Origin of the sequence: Pantoea ananatis PA13 (assembly GCF_000233595.1) — a bacterium.
In the GTDB taxonomy this organism is placed as follows: Bacteria; Pseudomonadota; Gammaproteobacteria; order Enterobacterales; family Enterobacteriaceae; genus Pantoea; species Pantoea ananatis.
The window spans coordinates 2791584-2809686 of sequence record NC_017554.1; the positions used below are offsets into that span (position 1 = coordinate 2791584).

Sequence of the window (18103 nt, forward strand, 5' to 3'; positions counted from 1 at the left end):
GAATGCAGGCTGGGGGAATTTCCCTTCAACGCTGTATTTATGTTTTGCCCGATGTTGTTTCAGGAGTGAGCGATGCTGGTCAGACAAATTCTGAATAATAATGTGGTCAGTGCCGTTGATGATAACGGCCTTGAAGTTATTTTAACCGGTCGCGGCCTGGGATTTAATACACACCACGGTGCCCGTATTCACCCCAGCGAAGCAGAAAAGATATTTCGTCTGGAAGATTCGTTGATCTCTGCGCGCTTTAAAGATCTGGTCAGTGAAGTGCCCATCGATATTCTTCAGCTTACCGCCGATATTGTCAGCCTGGCGCGCGAAAAGCTAAACCATAAATTAAGCGAAGGGTTGTATGTGACGCTGGCCGACCATCTTCACTTCGCGCTGCAACGCCATAAAAATAACGCGCCGCTTACTAATCCGCTGGAGTGGGAAGTGCGCCACTTTTATACCGCCGAGTACGCGATTGGCCGTCAGGCGTTGGGCATGGTGGTGGCCCGAACCGGTATGCTCTTACCGGACAGCGAAGCCTGTAGCATTGCGCTGCATATCGTCAACGCCGGGCTTCACGATACGCTGGGAAAAACCGCGAAAATTACCCAACTCCTCTATCAGCTACAGCACATCGTAAAATACTTTTTTACCCTGTCAATGGATGAGCACAGCCTGAATTATCAGCGCTTCATTACGCACCTGAAATTTTTTGCTCAGCGGGTCATCGATGGCGAGGTGTTAAATAACAACGATGAGGAATTTTTTGCGCTGGCGCAGCAGCGTTACGCCCGCACGCTCAAATGCGTTGAGGCCATCAATGAATTTGTCAAAAAGCATTACCACCACAGCATGAGTCATTCTGAAAAACTCTATTTGACAGTACACATCGAGAATATTGTGCAGCGCAGCACGCCCAGCGTTTTACCCCCGTAAAGAGTATTAAAAACAGGTTCCGGCTTGTCACTGTTCAATCAGGCAAACCCCAGAAAACGATCCAGCCGGTTAACGCCGGTCATTGTGGATGACGTCATATTGACTTCAGTCTGGAGGGATTTATGAATTATCACAAAACCGCTCAACGCATTATTACCCTGATTGGCGGAAAAGATAACGTCCTGTCTTTATTTCACTGTATTACCCGCCTGCGTTTTTTACTTAAAGATAACAGCCTGGCTGATCGTGGTGCGCTGGACGCGCTGGAGGGCGTTATTGGCGTAAACCTCTCTGGGGATCAGTTTCAGTTGATCATCGGCAATGAGGTCGAACCCTTGTACAAGGCGCTGATGAGCCAGCTATCGCTAAAAGAAAGTCCGCCGCGCCCGACCTCGCGCCGCAATCCGGTCTCGGCAGTGCTGGAAGGGTTATCCAGCATCTTTTCGCCCATTATTCCCGCCATTGCTGGCGCAGGGATTCTCAAGGGGATCCTGGCGCTGCTGGTGGCTTTTCAGTGGCTCGAACCGCACAATCAGAGCTATCAGATCCTGCTGGCGATTAGCGATGGCGTATTTTACTTCCTGCCGTTGGCGCTGGCGTTCAGTGCGGCAACGCGGTTTGGTGCCAACCCTTACGTTGCCGTCGCGCTGGCGGCCTCGCTGTTTCACCCTGCCCTGCAAACCCTGTTCAACGCCGGTGAGCCGATCCACTTCCTGAGAATATCCGTGCCAGCGGTGAACTATGCCTCAACGGTGATTCCGGTGCTGCTGTCGATATGGCTACTGAGTTACGTGGAACGCCTGATCGATAGCGTGATGCCCGCCTCGCTGAAAACCATGTTTGTTCCTCTTCTGAGCCTGCTGATCGTCACGCCTGTCACGCTTATCGCCATCGGCCCACTGGGGATCTTTGCCGGCAACGCGCTGACCGGCGGCATTATCTGGCTGGTTGAAAACATGGGGATGGTTGCGGGCATCGTGGTGGGCGGAACCCTGTCGCTGATTATTATTACCGGCATGCACTATGTGCTGGTGCCCGTGATGATCCACAACATCAGCAAGCTGGGTTTCGATCCGTTTAAAATCCTTTTCTATGTTGCGAATCTCGGCCAGGCCGGTGCGGCATTCGGCGTGTTCCTGCGGGCCAGAGAGAAAAAGCTTAAGTCACTGGCGCTCAGCACCAGCTTCAGCGCCGCGATGGGCATTACCGAACCCGCGATGTACGGCATCAACATCCGTTACAAACGCCCGTTTGCCGCCGCTCTGCTCGGCGGGGCCTGCGGCGGCGCATTCGCGATGGCGATGGGGGTAAAAACCTATGCATTTGCGCTCAGCGGGCTGCCTGGCATCCCCGCGCTGGTCGGCCCGACCTTTATCTATGCCCTGCTCAGTCTGGCGATCGCCTTCGGCAGCGCTGCCCTGCTCACCGTGATGCTGGGCTTTGATGAATCTGCCCACTTGCCCGCCGCCGATGAGGCATCCGCATCCGGCGCCAGGCGCCACGAACCCGAGACGCTTTTTGCGCCTGCCAGTGGTGAGATCACACCGCTGAATGCGCTGGCGGACCCGGTATTTGCCGATGAGATATTTGGCAAAGGGCTGGCTATTTATCCCTCTGGTGGCGAGCTACGTTCTCCCGTGGACGGCCACGTCGAGTCGCTGTTTGAAACTCACCATGCGCTGGGGCTCAGAAGCGATACCGGCGTGGAAATCCTGATCCACATTGGCATCGACAGCGTCAAACTCGGCGGCCGCCACTTCACCAGCCATATCCAGCCCGGGCAGTGGATCAGCACGGGCGATCTGTTAGTCACCTTCGATCTGGCCGCGCTTCAGGCGGAGAACATTGATCCGAGCGTGATCGTCATTGTGACCAACAGCGAGCGCTATGACGAGATTCGTCCGGTGAAAGCTACCGGGCATATCGCCAGTCGCGAGGCCTTTCTGACACTCACCGCCGCGGCGGTTTAAGGAGCAAAGCATGACGAGTTCAACGACCTTTCCAGCAGGATTTTTGTGGGGCGGTGCCACCGCCGCGAATCAGCTTGAAGGCGCATGGGATATCGGCGGCAAAGGGTTATCGGTGTCCGATGTTTATACCTTCGACGCGGCCACACCGCCCACGCAGTGGCTGGATCAGTGGCTTAGCATGACGCATGCGCAGGTTGAAGAGGCGCAGAACCCGGACAGTAAAAAGTATTATCCCAAGCGCAAAGGCAACGGCTTTTACACCCATTTCAGGGAGGATATCGCGCTGTTCGCCGGTATGGGATTTAAATGCTTCCGGATGTCGATAGCCTGGACGCGTATCTTTCCGCGCGGCGATGAAGCCGAACCTAACGAGGCAGGCCTGCAGTTTTATGATGAGGTGCTGGATGCGCTGCTAGCGCACGGAATCGAACCCATTGTCTCGCTGTCGCATTACGAGATGCCGCTGGCGTTGGTGACGGATTACGGCGGCTGGCCAAATCGCCAGCTGGTGGATTTCTACGTGCGATTCGCCACCACGGTTTTTACCCGCTATCGCAACAAGGTGAAGTACTGGATGACCTTTAACGAGATTAACTGCGTGAAGCATCATCCTTACGTCAGCGTCGGCGTGATCGAGGAAGGTCATCCTCATCTGGAGCAGGATAAATATCAGGGCGCGCACCATCAGTTTATCGCCAGTGCGCTGGCCACTAAGGCCTGCCACGCGATAATTCCCGGTTCTCAGGTGGGCTGTATGATTAGCTATCAGATCCTCTATCCGCATACCTGTCATCCGGATGACGTACAGGCATGTGAAGAGATGCAGCGCGTTTCGCTGTTTTTTAGCGATGTGCAGGCGCGCGGCTACTATCCGGCTTATGCCCGCAGAATGCTGGCGGAGAAAGGCGTTCAGCTGACCAAAGCCGTGGGTGACGATGAGATCCTGCGGCAACATCCGGTAGACTTCGTTTCCTTCAGCTATTACATGTCCAGCACCGTCAGCGCCCATCCCGAAAAGCTGACCGGCGCGCAGGGCAACCTGATTACCGGCGGAATACGTAACCCGCACCTGGCAACCAGTGAATGGGGCTGGCAAATCGATCCTAAAGGGCTGCGGCTGGCGCTGAACCAGCTTTATGACCGTTATCAGAAGCCACTGTTTATTGCCGAAAACGGTCTGGGCGCGGTGGATACCGTTAAGGCCGACGGCAGCATTGATGATGATTACCGCATCGACTACCTGCGCCAGCATGTCGAACAGATGAAAGAAGCCATTGCCGACGGCGTCGCGCTCTTTGGCTATACCTGGTGGGGGCCGATCGACGTGGTGAGTGCCGGGACCGGTCAAATGTCTAAACGTTACGGTTTTATTTATGTGGATCAGGATGATATGGGCAACGGTAGTCAGAAACGTACCTTGAAAAAGAGCTATCACTGGTATAAAAAACTGATTGCCTCTAATGGCGAAGACCTCCGCCGCTAACCCGGTTAAACGTCACTGAGGTGACCTGCTGACAGGCGCTGTCAGCAGGTCAGTGTATTTCAATCTCTGTCGTCCATCCCGGCAGAGCGGCTCACTGCCACTTAAGCCTCAGGAGAGGAATGATTTGAACACGCTGCATTTAGTCGATCCCGAGTTACTTCCCATTCTCGCAAACAGCGCGCCGCTGGCACTTACGCCTGAAACGATTGTGGCACTGCGCCAACAGCGTCAGGATGCTGCCGTTAAGCAGGTTCAGTCTTATCGCGACCTTGGGCTTCACATCCATGAGCAGCAGATTGAATTTCCCGATCGTCCCCCCGTCAGAGTCTGTGTGATAACGCCCGTAACCGCCGCTGAAAAGCGCATGGGCATTTTGCACATTCATGGCGGCGGTCACCTGTTCGGCAGCCCGGAGCAGTCGCTTTCACTGACCAGTGCCACGGCGCTGCGCCAGAACTGCGTGGTGGTCTCGGTGGACTATCGCCTGGCCCCGGAAACGGTGTTTCCCGGATCGCTGGAGGACGGCTATGCGGTGCTGAACTGGATGGTAAGCCAGGCCGACAGGCTGGGCATCGATCCGGCACATATCGGCTTAATGGGCGACAGCGCCGGTGCCGGGCTGGCCGCCTCGCTGGCGCTGCTGGCAAGGGATCGCAATGGCCCCAAACTGGCCTTCCAGAATCTGATGTTCCCGATGCTGGACGACCGCACGGTGACGGAAACACATCCCAATCCCGTGACCGGCGAGTTTATCTGGACGCGAGAATACAATCGTATTGGCTGGACCGCCCTGCTGGGCGAGGAACCCGGCAGCGAAACGATCTCGCCTTATGCCGCACCGGCACGCGCCAGCAACCTTGCCGGGCTTCCCCCTGTCTGGATCGGCGTCGGCACGCTGGACCTGTTTCTGGATGAGAACCTCGATTATGCACAACGGCTGATCCGTGCCGGCGTTGCCGTCGAGCTGCACGTCTGGCCTGGTGCCTTTCATGGCTTCCATGCCAGCGACACGGCCGCCGTTTCGCTGCAGGCCAGGGAACTGCGTCAGTGCTGGCTGTCGCGCTTTAATCCCTGCCCGGCAGGTTGATGGGCGACGCATATCCTGCCAGGGTTGAGCAACGCCGTTAACGCACGGAGCTTCGTGATGCAAACGCTCAAAATTGTACCCCGCCTGATGACAGCGCTGCGGGCGGGGGAAAAACGCCATACGATTCGCTGGCAGGAACAGAAGATTACGCCGGGACCACTTTGCTATGTCAGTAACGAGGATCCTGCGACCTGGGTGATCGTTGATGTAGCGCAGGTGGTGACCATGCCGCTGTCATCCGTCGCGCACTATCTGGGCAAAGGTGATGAATGGCCCGATGCGGTCTTGCTGGCCGGAATGCAGGAACATTATCCTGCGATTCAGCTCGATTCACAGGTTGAGGTGATTCACCACTCCGCGCCGCGTCAGGATGAGCGTGCGCTTCACCTCGCATTGCTGGCGGCCCTGACGGTGCTGGAATGCAGTCTGCATCATGAAAAGCGCCACGATTTAGCGTGGCTTGACCAGAGACTGCATCCCGAATTTAAAGAGATCACCCTTTCAGGCACGCTGCTGAACCGTGAGCAAATCATCGCGGCGCTAATGAATGAAGAGAACGCGCAGGCCATTATCAGCAGCGACTTTCAACTGATGGAGGTCGGAACCCAGCATGCCATTTTGCTTTACCGCACCGCGCAGCCAGACGGCAGCCGTGCCGCATTACGTTCGTCCCACTGGGTTTTATCCTCAGCGCATGGCTGGCAGATGATTTTTCATCAGGGCAGCACGGCAGCCGCCTGGTCATAGTCTGGGGTTTGGGGTTTGGGGTTTGGGGTTTGGGGAAAAAGCGTGGGCTGTCCACGCAGCCGTAAAACAGACCCACAAGCTCTGACAATCATGGCCGACATGCGGCCATGAGCGTTATTTCACCACAGGGTTTTTCTGCAGCGACAGCGCATCCATAAAGGCATCATCAAGCTGCAGATGTTCTTTCACCAAATCGCGCGGCGTACCGGCCAGCCACTGATTCAGGGAAATATCAGCGTAATAATCACTTTTGAATAACTCCAGGAAACGCAGCGGCCCCTTACCGGTATTTTCAACATAGTGGCCCATCGCGAACGGCACATAGCCGACGTCCCCTGCCCGGTAGTCAAAGGTTCTGGCCTGCCCTGACGACGCAAACACGCCCATGCGCCCTTCGCCTTCCAGGTAGTATTGCCACTCGTCGTTGTTCGGATGCCAGTGCAGCTCGCGCAATCCACCAGGTTCGATCTCCACCAGCGCGGCCGCGATGGTCTTTGAAACCTTAAAGGTCGAAGAGTCAGTGATTCTGACCGTGCCGCCCGGCGCCTTGATCGGTTCCTGCGCCAGCATGTGGTGCGTAAAGGTGCGTTTGGCTTGGGTTGCCCCTTTCACCGCCACGGATGAGAGGCTGCCGGGCACCGGCGCGGCGAAGATGTATTCATCTTCAGGCGAGGGCAGTTTGGCAAAGGTTGAGACCGGCACCTTGAAATTTTTGGCCAGAATCTCGGGCGGGATGTGTTTGAACCAGTCGGACAGCAGGAAGGTACTGTCTTCATCGAATCCGCCGTCATCAAAGGCCAGCAGAAACTCGCAGCCGTCCGGCCCCAGCCCCTGAATAGAGTGCGGAATGCCCGGCGGGAAATACCATAGATCACCCGCACCAATATCGTCCACGAACCAGGTGCCATCGGTATCAAATGCCGTGACGCGGGCATTGCCATAGGTCATATAGGCCCATTCGCCCTCTTTGTGCCAGTGCAGCTCGCGAATGCCACCGGCATTGAGACGCATATCCACGCCCGCGATGGTGGTGGAGACGCCGAGCTCACGTTGGGTGACCTGACGGGTCCATCCGCCGCTGCTTTTACGCACGTGCGCGTCGCTGAAGGAAAAGCGCAGGTTTGGCAAAGTGCCGCTGTCGGTAGGCGGAGGATTTACGATGTCAGGATTTTCCGCTTCGCGGATGGGATCGTGCGGGCCGGGATCTCTGCCAGCGCCGGAAAAGGACTGAATGCTGTCATGTGCGTGAACCTGCCCGGCCGCCAGGGCGACCGTGCCGCCTGCCGCAAAGGCCATAAAGCTTCTTCGGGTTAATTTACTCATTAATAAAATACCTCGTTCCTTGCTGATAAATTCGACGACATGCGCTGTCCTAAGAAATTTATAGCGGGCTAAGTTAAATTTTATTTATGGGATATGTAAATTTTGATGACATCCGCATGGCCGATTGGGTACGGGAATTATCAACCCGTGCTACCTTTTTACCGGTGATTGAGGAAGCGTTAACTTTTCTTATTGGTTCAATCTCATAACTGGCACGAAAGGATCATTTTCACGCGTTACGGTAATATCAATGCCGATCATACTTCGTTACAGGTTCAGGCTGAGGCGTTGTCTGTTGCAAGTCAGAAACAAACCGCTCTGATGAGGATCATTCCGTCGCAGCCAGCAGCGTTCGAGGCATGACGCGCAGCGAGTGAAACGGCAGGGGTTGTAAAGGGAAAGGCCTTAATGCGCACTGTGCGCCCGGCCGGCAAACACTGAGCAGGCCAGACGACAGGGTAATGCCGCTAGAAGAACCTATGCTGACCCGGACTGGCTTCGGCCTGAGGCGCGCGGGCTGAGGCGGCGGCACCTTCAGCCTGCAGCGGACAAAACGGGTAAGCCCGGTGGCGTTCGGGCAAATTAACAATGATGATGCTCTCTTCCGGTCCATCAAGCACATCATCCATCAGACTCAGATATTCATAAGGATTTTGCATAACTTGTCTCTGTTCCGTTATCCATAGTGAAGCAGGTCATACAGTCAACTCAGGTTCGGCATGTTCGCTGCGATAGATCGATAATAGCTGTTAACTAACCTGTCACAAGCAGATTACGCCTATATGACAGCCAACAGACGGAAAATAGCGGCGCGCACAAGGCACGCCGCACAGGGTCAGAAGAAGCCAAGCGGCTGGATGCTGTAGCTTACCAGCAGATTTTTCGTCTGCTGATAGTGATCAAGCATCATCTTGTGCGTCTCGCGACCGATACCTGATTTTTTATAGCCACCGAAGGCCGCGTGAGCGGGGTAAAGGTGATAGCAGTTCGTCCAGACACGTCCGGCTTTGATTGCCCGCCCGACGCGGTAGGCCCGGTTGATATCCCGTGTCCAGACGCCCGCGCCCAGGCCGTAGATGGAGTCGTTGGCGATGGCGATGGCCTCTGCCTCATCCTTGAAGGTGGTGATGCCCACCACCGGGCCAAAGATCTCTTCCTGGAATACCCGCATGCTGTTGTTGCCTTTCAGCAGCGTCGGCTGAATGTAGTAGCCGCTGGCCAGCGTGTCATCAAGCGTCTCAACACCGCCGCCGATCAGCACCTCGGCCCCTTCCTGACGGGCGATCTCCAGATAGGAAAGAATTTTATCGAACTGCTGCTGAGAAGCCTGCGCGCCCACCATCGTTTCCGTATCCATGGGATCGCCGCGCTTGATGGTTTTAATGCGTTTAAGCACTGCCGCCATAAAGGGCTCGTAAATGGACTCCTGCACCAGCGCCCGCGACGGACAGGTACAGACTTCACCCTGATTCAGGAAGCCAAGCACAACCCCTTCCGCCGCTTTTTCAATAAAGCTTTCTTCGGCCTGCATGATATCTTCGAAAAAGATGTTCGGCGATTTCCCGCCCAGTTCGACCGTAGACGGAATCAAGCTTTTCGCCGCCAGTTCCAGGATATGGCCGCCCGTCGCCGTCGATCCCGTAAATGCCACTTTGGCAATGCCCGGATGGGAGGCCAGCGCCTCACCCGCTTCTTTACCATAACCGTGGACCACGTTGACCACGCCGGGCGGCAGCAGATCTTTAATCAGGTCAACAAACAGGGTAATCGACAGCGGCGTTTGCTCCGCGGGCTTGAGCACCACGCAGTTCCCTGCCCCCAGGGCCGGCGCCAGCTTCCATGCCGCCATCAGCAGCGGAAAGTTCCACGGGATGATCTGCGCCACCACGCCCAGGGGTTCATGAAAGTGATAGGCGGCAGTAAATTCGTCGATCTCCGCCGCGCTGCCCTCCTGCGCCCTGACACAACCGGCAAAATAGCGGAAGTGATCCACCGCCAGCGGCATATCGGCGGCCAGCGTTTCACGAACCGGTTTACCGTTGTCCCAGGTTTCATTTACCGCCAGGTATTCCAGCTTCTCTTCCAGCCGATCGGCGATTTTAAGCAGCACCAGGGCGCGCTGCTGAGGCGAGGTTTTTCCCCAGGCATCCGCCGCGGCAGCAGCGGCAGCGACCGCGTTATCGACGTCTGCCTTGTCTGAGCGGGGAAACGCCCCGGCATCTGAACCATTAACGGGCGAGGTATTGGTGAAGTAGTGGCCATTGACCGGCGCAACGAACTCCCCATTGATGAAATTACCATAGTGCTTTTGCAGCGTGATGAGAGAACCGGATTCTCCTGGAGCAGCATAGCGCATGTTGAATCTCCTTACGCAGTAAGATGTGAAACAACTATGAAACCTATTTTTAACATATTAGATCAGCGCCAGCCTGACAGGTTTGTTGTCCTTAAACTGTGACCGCGACGAAGGAAAATCCCCGCTGGGCCCACTACAGATAATTCCGACTTTTTGCCGCTTCGCCAGTTATCTGGAAACTTTTAGGCACGATGGGGTCAATATGGGGATATGTTTACTCTGGAGGTATGTCAGCATGTTAGCTTCGGCTTTCACCTTAATGCGCGCTAAAGCAGATTTCGTCCACCAGTTCATCCGTAATCCGCGCAAAATGGGCAGCATTACTCCTTCCTCTGATGCGCTGTGTCGCACCATGGTTGACTCGGTGGCGTGGAGCGGTCAGTTGCGGGTTGCCGAACTGGGCGCGGGCGATGGCGTTCTGACGCGTCGTCTGCTGGCGCAGATGGCACCGAACGCGACGCTGGACGTATTTGAAATCAGCAGCGCGCTGGCGCAAAAGTTAAGCGTGCTAAATGACGAGCGAATGACGGTGCGGACCTGTTCGGCCGAGTACCTGAACGGCAGCTACGATGCCATTTTCTCTGGCCTGCCGCTGCTGTCGCTGTCGCCGGAACTGCGGGATGCCATCCTACAGGCGGTGTACCATGCCCTGGGGCCGAACGGCGTTTTTGTGCAGTTTCAGTACACGTCGCTCACCCAGCCCGATCTGTCTCGTTACTTTACCTGGGAGCGCCAGCGGGTGTTAAAAAACGTTCCGCCGGCCTGGGTTTATCGTTGTACCCGCCACTATGCGCCCTGAGCGCTTTTAACCGCCGGGCGCGTTTGCAACCAGAAATGGTATAAGAGGCTACGCGCCCAGTCCGCCCCCTGCAGTTCCGTCCCGTCATTTTCCTCATTTTCTGGCAGGCATGCATCCATAATGCGGCGATCAAACTCCGGGTGAAACTGCACCGACAGCGCACAGGCTGAATAGCGCAAGACCTGGCAGCCGTCCATGTCCGAAACGGCCAGCACGGTGGCGTGCGCGGGCGGCGTCATCACCGACTGGCGATGCGAAAGCCAGGCCTCGAAGGTTTCCGGCAACGTGGCCAGCAGCGGATCGTGGCGGGCCTGGGAAGTGGTGGTTAACGTCATCAGACCGCGTTCCCAGCCATTAGGGTTGTCGCCTACTTTTCCCCCCAGTGCATAAGCCATCAGCTGGTGGCCGTAGCAGACGCCAAGCAGCGGCAGACGCGCCTCCATCGCGGCACGAATCCAGGCCGCCGTGCGTTCACTCCAGTCAGCATGATCGGTCACCATTGCCCAGGAACCACTTAACACCGCACCGGAAATATCAGTAAACTGCGGCAGCGTTTCGCCCAAGTGGGGACGGACAATAACGTAATCATCAGGCTGTAAATTCAGGGCATCAATAAACCATACCGGTTGTTCACCGATTTTCTCGACCACGTTGGCGGGGGGAACATCTAACTGAATCAAGGCAAGGGGCAATGCAGGCGCAGAAATCATACCGAATCGAATCCTCAAAAGGGTTGGCGTTTCGGAATATCAGTCTGACAGTAACTGTTGTAAATGTCTTATGAATTTTTTGAGCTTTATTTCCTGCTTAACTAAATAAAAAATGTTAATCATTGCCAGAACGTCGTGGGTTCGTGCCATGATTATCAGGTATCGGGTTTATTTTTAAAGGACAACATTGTGGCAGTGCGGCATTTCTTTATGGTTCTGATGGTGGTTTCTATCTGGGCCTTTAATAACGTGGCGGTAAAATGGGGTTTAGTTGAGTTACCGCCTTTGTTTCTTACGTGGATGCGTTTTGCGGTCGTGGCGATTGTGCTGGTGCCGTTTTGCCGCATTAACCGCCAGCAGTTTCCCTGGTTGCTACTGCTGGCCTTCACATTTGGGTTTATGCACTTCTCTCTCCTGTTCGTCGGTATGCGTTTTACCGATGCCGGAACGGGCGCGATTGTCGTGCAGTTGGGTACGCCGATTGCCATGCTGCTGGCGATGGTGGTGCTGAAAGAGAAGCTGCGGTTGATTCAGCTGATCGGCATTATGATCTCGCTAAGTGGTGTAGTGGTGCTGTCTGGTAGCCCCACCATTCCTGCCTGGTGGGTGCTGTGCATCCTGCTGTGCAGCGCCACGGGCTGGGCGATCAGCAACCTGATTGTGAAAAAATCGCCGCCGATTAAACCCCTGACGCTGACCGGCTGGATCGCCTTTCTGGCCCTGCCGATCGTTGGGGCCGCCAGCTTGATGCTGGAGTCTCATCAGCTCTATGCGCTGCAACATGCTGGCTGGCGCGGCTGGTTTGCCATTCTTTACAGTGCTATCGCCTCTTCCGTGGTGGCGTACACCTTATGGTATGCCCTACTGAAGAAATACAACGTTAACCTGATCATGCCATATTCCCTGCTGACGCCGGTTCTGGCGGTACTTATGGGCATCGTGGTGCTGGGCGACAGCCTGAACAGTTTCAAAATTATTGGCGCCTCGCTGGTCATTCTGGGCACGACGATTGCGGTGATTAACCTGCGCAATCTGCGCATGCACGCACGCTTTCCTCGCCTGCGACGCCGTTAAGGGCACATGCTATGCTTCAGGCATCGCCCTTATCAGGAGCCTGTTGCATGAATCATCTGGCTAACGCACTTTGGCAGCAGATGTGGCAGGGATTGCACGGCAATCATGCGCTACAAATGCTGCCTGTTTTTACCGACCACGCCACCTTTTCCTCCGCCTATGCCGTCAGTGAACTGGCGGCCACCAGCCTGGGTCTGGCAATGCAGGGCGTGGCCGACCTGCTTAATCGTCCTGACCGTCCGCAGGTTAACGTCCGACTGGCCTCACGCTGGTTTCAGCACAGTTTTATGCCGCTTAATCGCGCTGCGCCCGCGCTGTGGGATCCCTTTGCCGGCGATTATGCCTGCCGCAACGGCTGGATCCGCCTGCACACCAATGCTCCGCACCATCGGCTGGCAATGGAACGCGTGCTTGGCCGTCACCCGGATCGCGCGGCACTGGCACGGGAAGTGGCGCAGTGGCAAGGCACGGAGCTGGAACAGGCGGTAATTGAGGCAGGCGGCTGCGCGGCAGAGATGCGCAGTGCCGAGGCATGGCAGCAGCATCCACAGGGGATGGCCGTCATACATGAACCGCTCTTCGCGCGACAAACCCTGGCCGACGGCCCCGCGGTCACGTGGGCGTTGCCCGCGGCGCGTCCATTACTTGGCATCAAGGTTTTGGATCTGACCCGTATCATTGCAGGCCCGGTGGCGACGCGCTTTCTGGCCAGCCTGGGGGCAAACGTTTTACGGATCGATCCGCCCGGCTGGCAGGAACCCGGTGTGGATGAAGAGCTTGCCTGCGGCAAACGCCGTGCCGTGCTGGATTTAACACAGCCAGCCGACCGCGCCCAGTTTATCTGGTTACTGAAACAGGCCGACGTGATGGTGCACGGCTACCGCGCCGACGCACTGGAAAAGCTGGGATTTGATGCGGCATCGCTGCAGGCCCTGAGTCCCGGTCTGGTCGACGTCAGTTTAAATGCCTGGGGCTGGCAGGGACCGTGGCGCAACCGGCGCGGTTTCGACAGTCTGGTGCAGATGAGTTGCGGGATTGCCGAACAGGGAATGCGATGGAAGCAGCATGATGCGCCGGTACCGCTTCCGGTACAGGCGCTGGATCATGCCACAGGCTACCTGATGGCCGCCGCGGTTCTGGCAGGATTGCGTCAGCGCCTGCAGCACGGCTGCGGCAATCAGACGCGGCTGTCGCTGGCGCGTACCGCCTGGCTGCTTGAGCAACACCGTTATGGGTTGAATGAACAGCAGACCGGCATTACGCCACGGCTCTGCGACAACCAGCCCTGCATTGAGCTTACGCCGTGGGGCATTGGCGTCCGGTTACGATCCGCCGCCTGGCTGCCCGGCACCACATTACAGTGCGCCACGCCCGGCAACCCGCCCGGCACGCATCCGGCGCACTGGTGAATCAGGCGTCGTCGCCCTGCTCGCTGGCGCTTTCCACCAGCTCATCATACATGGCCTGAATCGCCTCACGGCTCAGCACCGCCAGCGTACGATAAAACGCCGTGTTGGCATGGGCTTCAACTTTGCCGAGAAACGTGCCGCACCACGGCATCAGGTACACGTCAAACAGCGCCAGCTGCGCGGCGCTTTCATCGGCCGCAGACTGATCTTCCAGCCAGGATGCCGCCAGCAGCAGCCCACCGAAATGGTCGGCAGGCGCCTCGCCCAGCGGCATACCGCGCGCGGTCAAAAAGGCACGAATATCAGCTTCCGGCTTTCCTTCCGGCCAGCGTGACGCAAACGGCGATACCTTGCAGTCACTGCCGACAAACAGCGCATCGTAGTCTGCCGCCAGCGCCTGCGGATCGCTGTTTTGCTGCAGGCGCGTTAACAGCTCATCCTGCTCCAGCGGCCACTGTGCCGCCAGTTTACCTTCACGAATCAGCGTAAACAGCGGGGCCAGCAGCGCATCCTGCGGATGGCGGTTAAACAGCGAGCCAATAATACGGCACAGAATGGAAAACTCATTCATGCGTCAACATTCCTTGAGGGAGATAAATTAAAAGTCAGCCAGCTCGGCGATAGGTTTGCCGGTACGCAGTTCCAGAAAATCGAGCAGGCGACGCGGCGTGACATTTAACACGCGATCCTCGGGAAAATCCACTTCTCTGGCAATCCGCAGGCAGTGCTCGAAGTTGCCGAGGGTGAAAGCGGTGTGGGAATCGGAGCCGAAGGCCAGCCGCCCGCCCGCTTTGCCGACCGCTTCCGCAATCGCCCGGCAGTTGGGCTCGCTGCCCGGACGGGAATGGGTAAAGGAGGAGTTATTCAGCTCCAGCGCCACGTCGTAGTGCGCGGCGGCTTCAGTGATAGCGGGAATATCGACGGGATATTTTGGGTTGCCGGGATGGCTAATGATGTGAACCAGCCCGCCCGCCATGGCGGCAATCATCGCCTCGGTATTCTGTGTCAGATCGCGCGGCGCATAAACCGCTTCGTGAAAGCCCGCCACAATGAGATCCAGCGATTCCAGCATCGGCCCTGAGCAGTCGATCTCGCCCTGCTGGTTCTTAATATTGGCCTCGATACCGCGCAGAATCGCCACGCCATCAATGATCCGTGGCCAGATGCGCATATTAACGAAGTGCCAGTAATGCGGTGCATCGGCCATGTCCGGACCGTGATCGGTGATAGCAAACAGCTTGAGGCCGTTCAGTTTTGCCTGCGCCACATAGTCGTGCAGCGTGCTGTAAGCGTGCGTACTGGCAACCGTGTGCATGTGAAGATCTACCGGATACATTGTCTGCTCCTGCTAAGGCCGGTTAAGGCATCAGTGATTAATAGCCGCGCTGACGATCGACGAGGCCCTGAGGATGTTCACCCCTTTCGAGCTGCCCGATAGCGTGGGCAATAAAGTCCATCGCCTCTTCTTTCAGGGTGACCGCCGCATTGTGAGGGGTAATTGTTACGCGCGGATGGAACCATAAGGGATGATCGGCAGGCAGCGGTTCAGTCTGAAACACATCCAGCGCGGCCCCCTTCAACTGTCCGCGATCAAGGGCAGCGAGTAAATCCGCTTCCACGACCTGATCGCCACGGGCGAGGTTAAGGAAAAAAGCCTCCTGCGGCAACTGCTGCAACAGTTTATGATCAATCAGATTGCGCGTTTCGGGCGTGCTGGGCAGCAGGTTAATCAGCACCCGGGTTTGGCGCAGGAAGTCATTCAGCGCCGCCGCGCCAGCGAAGCTGGTTACGCCGGGAATCTGCTTCGGAGAACGGCTCCAGACGCGCACCGGAAATCCCCGCGCCTTAAGCGTTTCGGCGACCTGCTGCCCGAGTACGCCTGCACCTAAAATGCCGATGTGAAAGGTTTCGCGCGGGTAAGAAGGCAGCGGCTGCCACTGGGCCGACTGCTGCTGCTGGAGATAGTCATCGAAGCGTCGGAACCAGCCCAGGACGCGGCACAGCGCATATTCCTGCATCTGCTGCGCCATGCCGGTGTCTTTCAGGCGATAGAGCGGAACGTTGTCCGTAAGCATATCCGGGTGCTGCGCCAGCTGCCGCAGAATTTCATCCACGCCTGCGCCCAGTGCAAATACGCCTTTTAACGCGTGGCGGCCACGAAGCATGTCAGGCGGTGGCGAACGCACCAGCGCATAGTCTGCGGGCGCGTTGTCGCCCGGTGCCCACGCGCGCACGCGGGCCTGGGGCAAACGCTGCTGCAGGCCATGTATCCAGTCCGTTGCGCTCTGCGACGGATGAAACCATACAATCTCCATACTGCTCTCCTTTTATTCCCGCCTCGGGTAAACGTGCACAAGGGCAAGCGAAGCCCTGAAAAATGCCTTTTTTCTAACATACCGCAAATAAATAATTCATGCCGCTTCACATTTCCGCCGCACTTAAGGGTGAAAATTGTGGTTAAGGTCTAAAGTTGTTGGGTGGTCAATGCGTTACACAGGGCCGCATTTCGGACAAGGAGAAACACCGATGATGAACACTGAGGTAAAAACGAAAAAACGGCCTCAACGCCATGCGCCCATCCTGCTCAGCCTGTTGCTGAGCGCGAGCGTATTCAACAGCTGGGCGGCAGAGGAATCTCGATTACTGAACAATCCACCGCAACCGCCGGATGTCCGCTTAGGGCCATTGTTTAATGCCGTTCAACAGGCGAAATTTTACCCCGATCAAAAAACGTTTGCCGATGCAGTACCAAAGTACGATCCTTCGTCAATTCTTGCCGACTGGCAGATGCAAAAAAATCAGCGCGGCTTTGATTTAAAACGGTTTGTTGCAGCGAATTTTACCCTGCCTGGCGACGGCGATAAATATGTGCCACCTGCAGGCCAGAACCTGCGCGACCATATTAACGGCCTGTGGCCGGTGTTAACCCGCACCACCAACAGTGTGGGAAAATACGACTCGCTGCTGCCGCTGCCTAAGCCTTATGTCGTGCCGGGCGGACGTTTCCGTGAGGTTTATTACTGGGACAGCTATTTCACCATGTTGGGGCTGGCAGAGAGCGGCCATTGGGACAAAGTCCAGGACATGGTTGATAACTTTGCTTCCCTGCTGGATCGCTACGGCCACATTCCTAACGGTAACCGCACCTACTACCTGAGCCGGTCACAGCCGCCGTTCTTTAGCCTGATGGTCGATCTGCTGGCAACCCATGAAGGCGACAAAGCCTATACCCGCTATCTGCCGCAGCTGCAAAAAGAATACGACTACTGGATGGCAGACAGCGACAGCGTCGCAGCGGGCAGTGCCAGCAAACGGGTGATCAAGCTGGCCGACGGTACGTTGCTGAATCGCTACTGGGATGCGCGCGACGTGCCGCGTACGGAATCCTGGATGGATGATATTACGACGGCCAGTAAAGCGCCGCAGCGTAATAAGGCCGAGATGTACCGCGAGCTGCGTGCCGGAGCCGCCTCGGGCTGGGACTTCAGTTCGCGCTGGTTCACCGACGCTCATAATCTGGCTACCATCCGTACCACCCAACTGGCCCCGGTAGATCTGAACAGCCTGATATTCCATCTGGAAAAAACCCTGTCTACCGCCTATCGCCTGAACAAACAGGACGATCGGGCAAAGGCCTTTGCAGACCGGGCAGAAAAACGTCAGGCGGCGGTTAACCGTTACCTGTGGGACAGCAAGCAGGGCTGGTACGCGGACTATGACTGGAAGAAACGCCAGATCCATCCGCAGCTCACCGCTGCCACGCTGTTTCCGCTCTATATGCAGATTGCCAGCGACAAACAGGCTGACAGCACCGCCAGCGCGGTGGAAAAACAGCTGCTCAAACCGGGCGGCCTGGTGACCACGACGGTGAACAATGGTCAACAGTGGGACGCGCCTAACGGCTGGGCACCGCTGCAGTGGGTCGCGGTAGAAGGCCTGGAGCACTACAAGAAACCTCAACTGGCGCAGCAGGTGGGCTTACGTTTCCTGCGTAACGTACAGCTGACCTACGACAAGGAGCATAAGCTGGTCGAAAAATATGTGGTAGAAGGTGCGAACCTGGGCGGCGGCGGCGGCGGTGAATACCCGCTGCAGGATGGCTTCGGCTGGACCAACGGCGTGACGCTGAAGCTGCTGGATAAATATTGCCCGAAAGAGAAAACCTGTAACAGCGCGCACGATATTCCCGAGGCGCAGAGCAGCGCACAATAACGGCAA

The 18103-nt window shown here is 56.7% G+C and carries 16 protein-coding genes; 9 read left to right on the forward strand and 7 right to left on the reverse strand.

All coding sequences use genetic code 11. The features are described from left to right. Positions 1-72: 72 nt before the first annotated feature. The 5 genes from licT to PAGR_RS13150 all read left to right on the forward strand — a co-directional run bounded on the left by licT (position 73) and on the right by PAGR_RS13150 (position 6214). Entirely contained in the window at positions 73-927 is an 855-nt protein-coding gene (gene licT / locus PAGR_RS13130) for a BglG family transcription antiterminator LicT (protein WP_014606076.1), read from the forward strand. Positions 928-1049: 122 nt separating this feature from the next. Then, a complete protein-coding gene (locus PAGR_RS13135; protein ID WP_014606077.1) occupies positions 1050-2897 on the forward strand; it encodes a beta-glucoside-specific PTS transporter subunit IIABC in 1848 nt (615 codons plus the stop codon). A gap of 10 nt (positions 2898-2907) precedes the next feature. Next, the gene (locus PAGR_RS13140; RefSeq protein WP_014593488.1) at positions 2908-4380 is read left to right on the forward strand and encodes a glycoside hydrolase family 1 protein; all 1473 of its coding nucleotides are present in this window, start codon (positions 2908-2910) and stop codon (positions 4378-4380) included. A 124-nt stretch (positions 4381-4504) separates the two neighbouring features. Further along, positions 4505-5467, forward strand: a complete 963-nt coding sequence (locus PAGR_RS13145) for an alpha/beta hydrolase (RefSeq protein WP_014606078.1) — start codon at positions 4505-4507, stop codon at positions 5465-5467. 57 nt (positions 5468-5524) lie between these two features. Continuing rightward, on the forward strand, positions 5525-6214 hold the full coding sequence (locus tag PAGR_RS13150; RefSeq protein WP_014606079.1) for a DUF4440 domain-containing protein: 690 nt from the start codon (positions 5525-5527) through the stop codon (positions 6212-6214). A 114-nt stretch (positions 6215-6328) separates the two neighbouring features. On the opposite strand, the gene PAGR_RS13155 is transcribed toward PAGR_RS13150, so the two are convergent. The 3 genes from PAGR_RS13155 to exaC form a co-directional block, all read right to left on the reverse strand. Then, positions 6329-7537 (reverse strand): cupin domain-containing protein, encoded by a 1209-nt coding sequence (locus PAGR_RS13155; protein ID WP_014606080.1) that lies wholly within the window; start codon positions 7535-7537, stop codon positions 6329-6331. Between the two features lie 467 nt (positions 7538-8004). Then, positions 8005-8196, reverse strand: a complete 192-nt coding sequence (locus tag PAGR_RS13160) for a hypothetical protein (protein WP_014606081.1) — start codon at positions 8194-8196, stop codon at positions 8005-8007. 176 nt (positions 8197-8372) lie between these two features. After that, positions 8373-9893: an acetaldehyde dehydrogenase ExaC gene (exaC, locus tag PAGR_RS13165; RefSeq protein ID WP_014606082.1), complete on the reverse strand. Its 1521-nt coding sequence runs from the start codon at positions 9891-9893 to the stop codon at positions 8373-8375. Positions 9894-10128: 235 nt separating this feature from the next. On the opposite strand from exaC, the gene PAGR_RS13170 reads away from it, so the two are divergent. After that, on the forward strand, positions 10129-10692 hold the full coding sequence (locus PAGR_RS13170) for a class I SAM-dependent methyltransferase (RefSeq protein ID WP_014606083.1): 564 nt from the start codon (positions 10129-10131) through the stop codon (positions 10690-10692). Here the strand turns inward: PAGR_RS13170 and PAGR_RS13175 are convergent. After that, positions 10680-11402, reverse strand: a complete 723-nt coding sequence (locus PAGR_RS13175) for a glutamine amidotransferase (RefSeq protein ID WP_014593482.1) — start codon at positions 11400-11402, stop codon at positions 10680-10682. The genes PAGR_RS13170 and PAGR_RS13175 overlap by 13 nt on opposite strands. Before the next feature lie 189 nt (positions 11403-11591). Between PAGR_RS13175 and PAGR_RS13180 the strand changes: the two genes are divergently transcribed. Both PAGR_RS13180 and PAGR_RS13185 read left to right on the forward strand, forming a co-directional pair. Next, positions 11592-12476 (forward strand): DMT family transporter, encoded by an 885-nt coding sequence (locus tag PAGR_RS13180; protein ID WP_014606084.1) that lies wholly within the window; start codon positions 11592-11594, stop codon positions 12474-12476. Between the two features lie 47 nt (positions 12477-12523). Further along, a complete protein-coding gene (locus PAGR_RS13185; protein WP_014606085.1) occupies positions 12524-13885 on the forward strand; it encodes a CoA transferase in 1362 nt (453 codons plus the stop codon). A 1-nt stretch (position 13886) separates the two neighbouring features. On the opposite strand, the gene PAGR_RS13190 is transcribed toward PAGR_RS13185, so the two are convergent. Genes PAGR_RS13190 through ghrA form a run of 3 tightly spaced genes read right to left on the reverse strand, consistent with a single transcriptional unit; the run spans position 13887 to position 16200 of the window. Beyond that, a complete protein-coding gene (locus PAGR_RS13190; RefSeq protein WP_013025440.1) occupies positions 13887-14456 on the reverse strand; it encodes a TorD/DmsD family molecular chaperone in 570 nt (189 codons plus the stop codon). A gap of 27 nt (positions 14457-14483) precedes the next feature. Then, entirely contained in the window at positions 14484-15221 is a 738-nt protein-coding gene (locus PAGR_RS13195; protein WP_014593478.1) for a phosphatase, read from the reverse strand. Between the two features lie 37 nt (positions 15222-15258). Next, positions 15259-16200, reverse strand: coding sequence for a glyoxylate/hydroxypyruvate reductase GhrA (gene ghrA, locus PAGR_RS13200; protein WP_014606086.1), 942 nt, complete (start codon positions 16198-16200; stop codon positions 15259-15261). Between the two features lie 211 nt (positions 16201-16411). Between ghrA and treA the strand changes: the two genes are divergently transcribed. Continuing rightward, positions 16412-18097: an alpha,alpha-trehalase TreA gene (gene treA, locus PAGR_RS13205; RefSeq protein ID WP_014606087.1), complete on the forward strand. Its 1686-nt coding sequence runs from the start codon at positions 16412-16414 to the stop codon at positions 18095-18097. Positions 18098-18103: the final 6 nt, after the last annotated feature.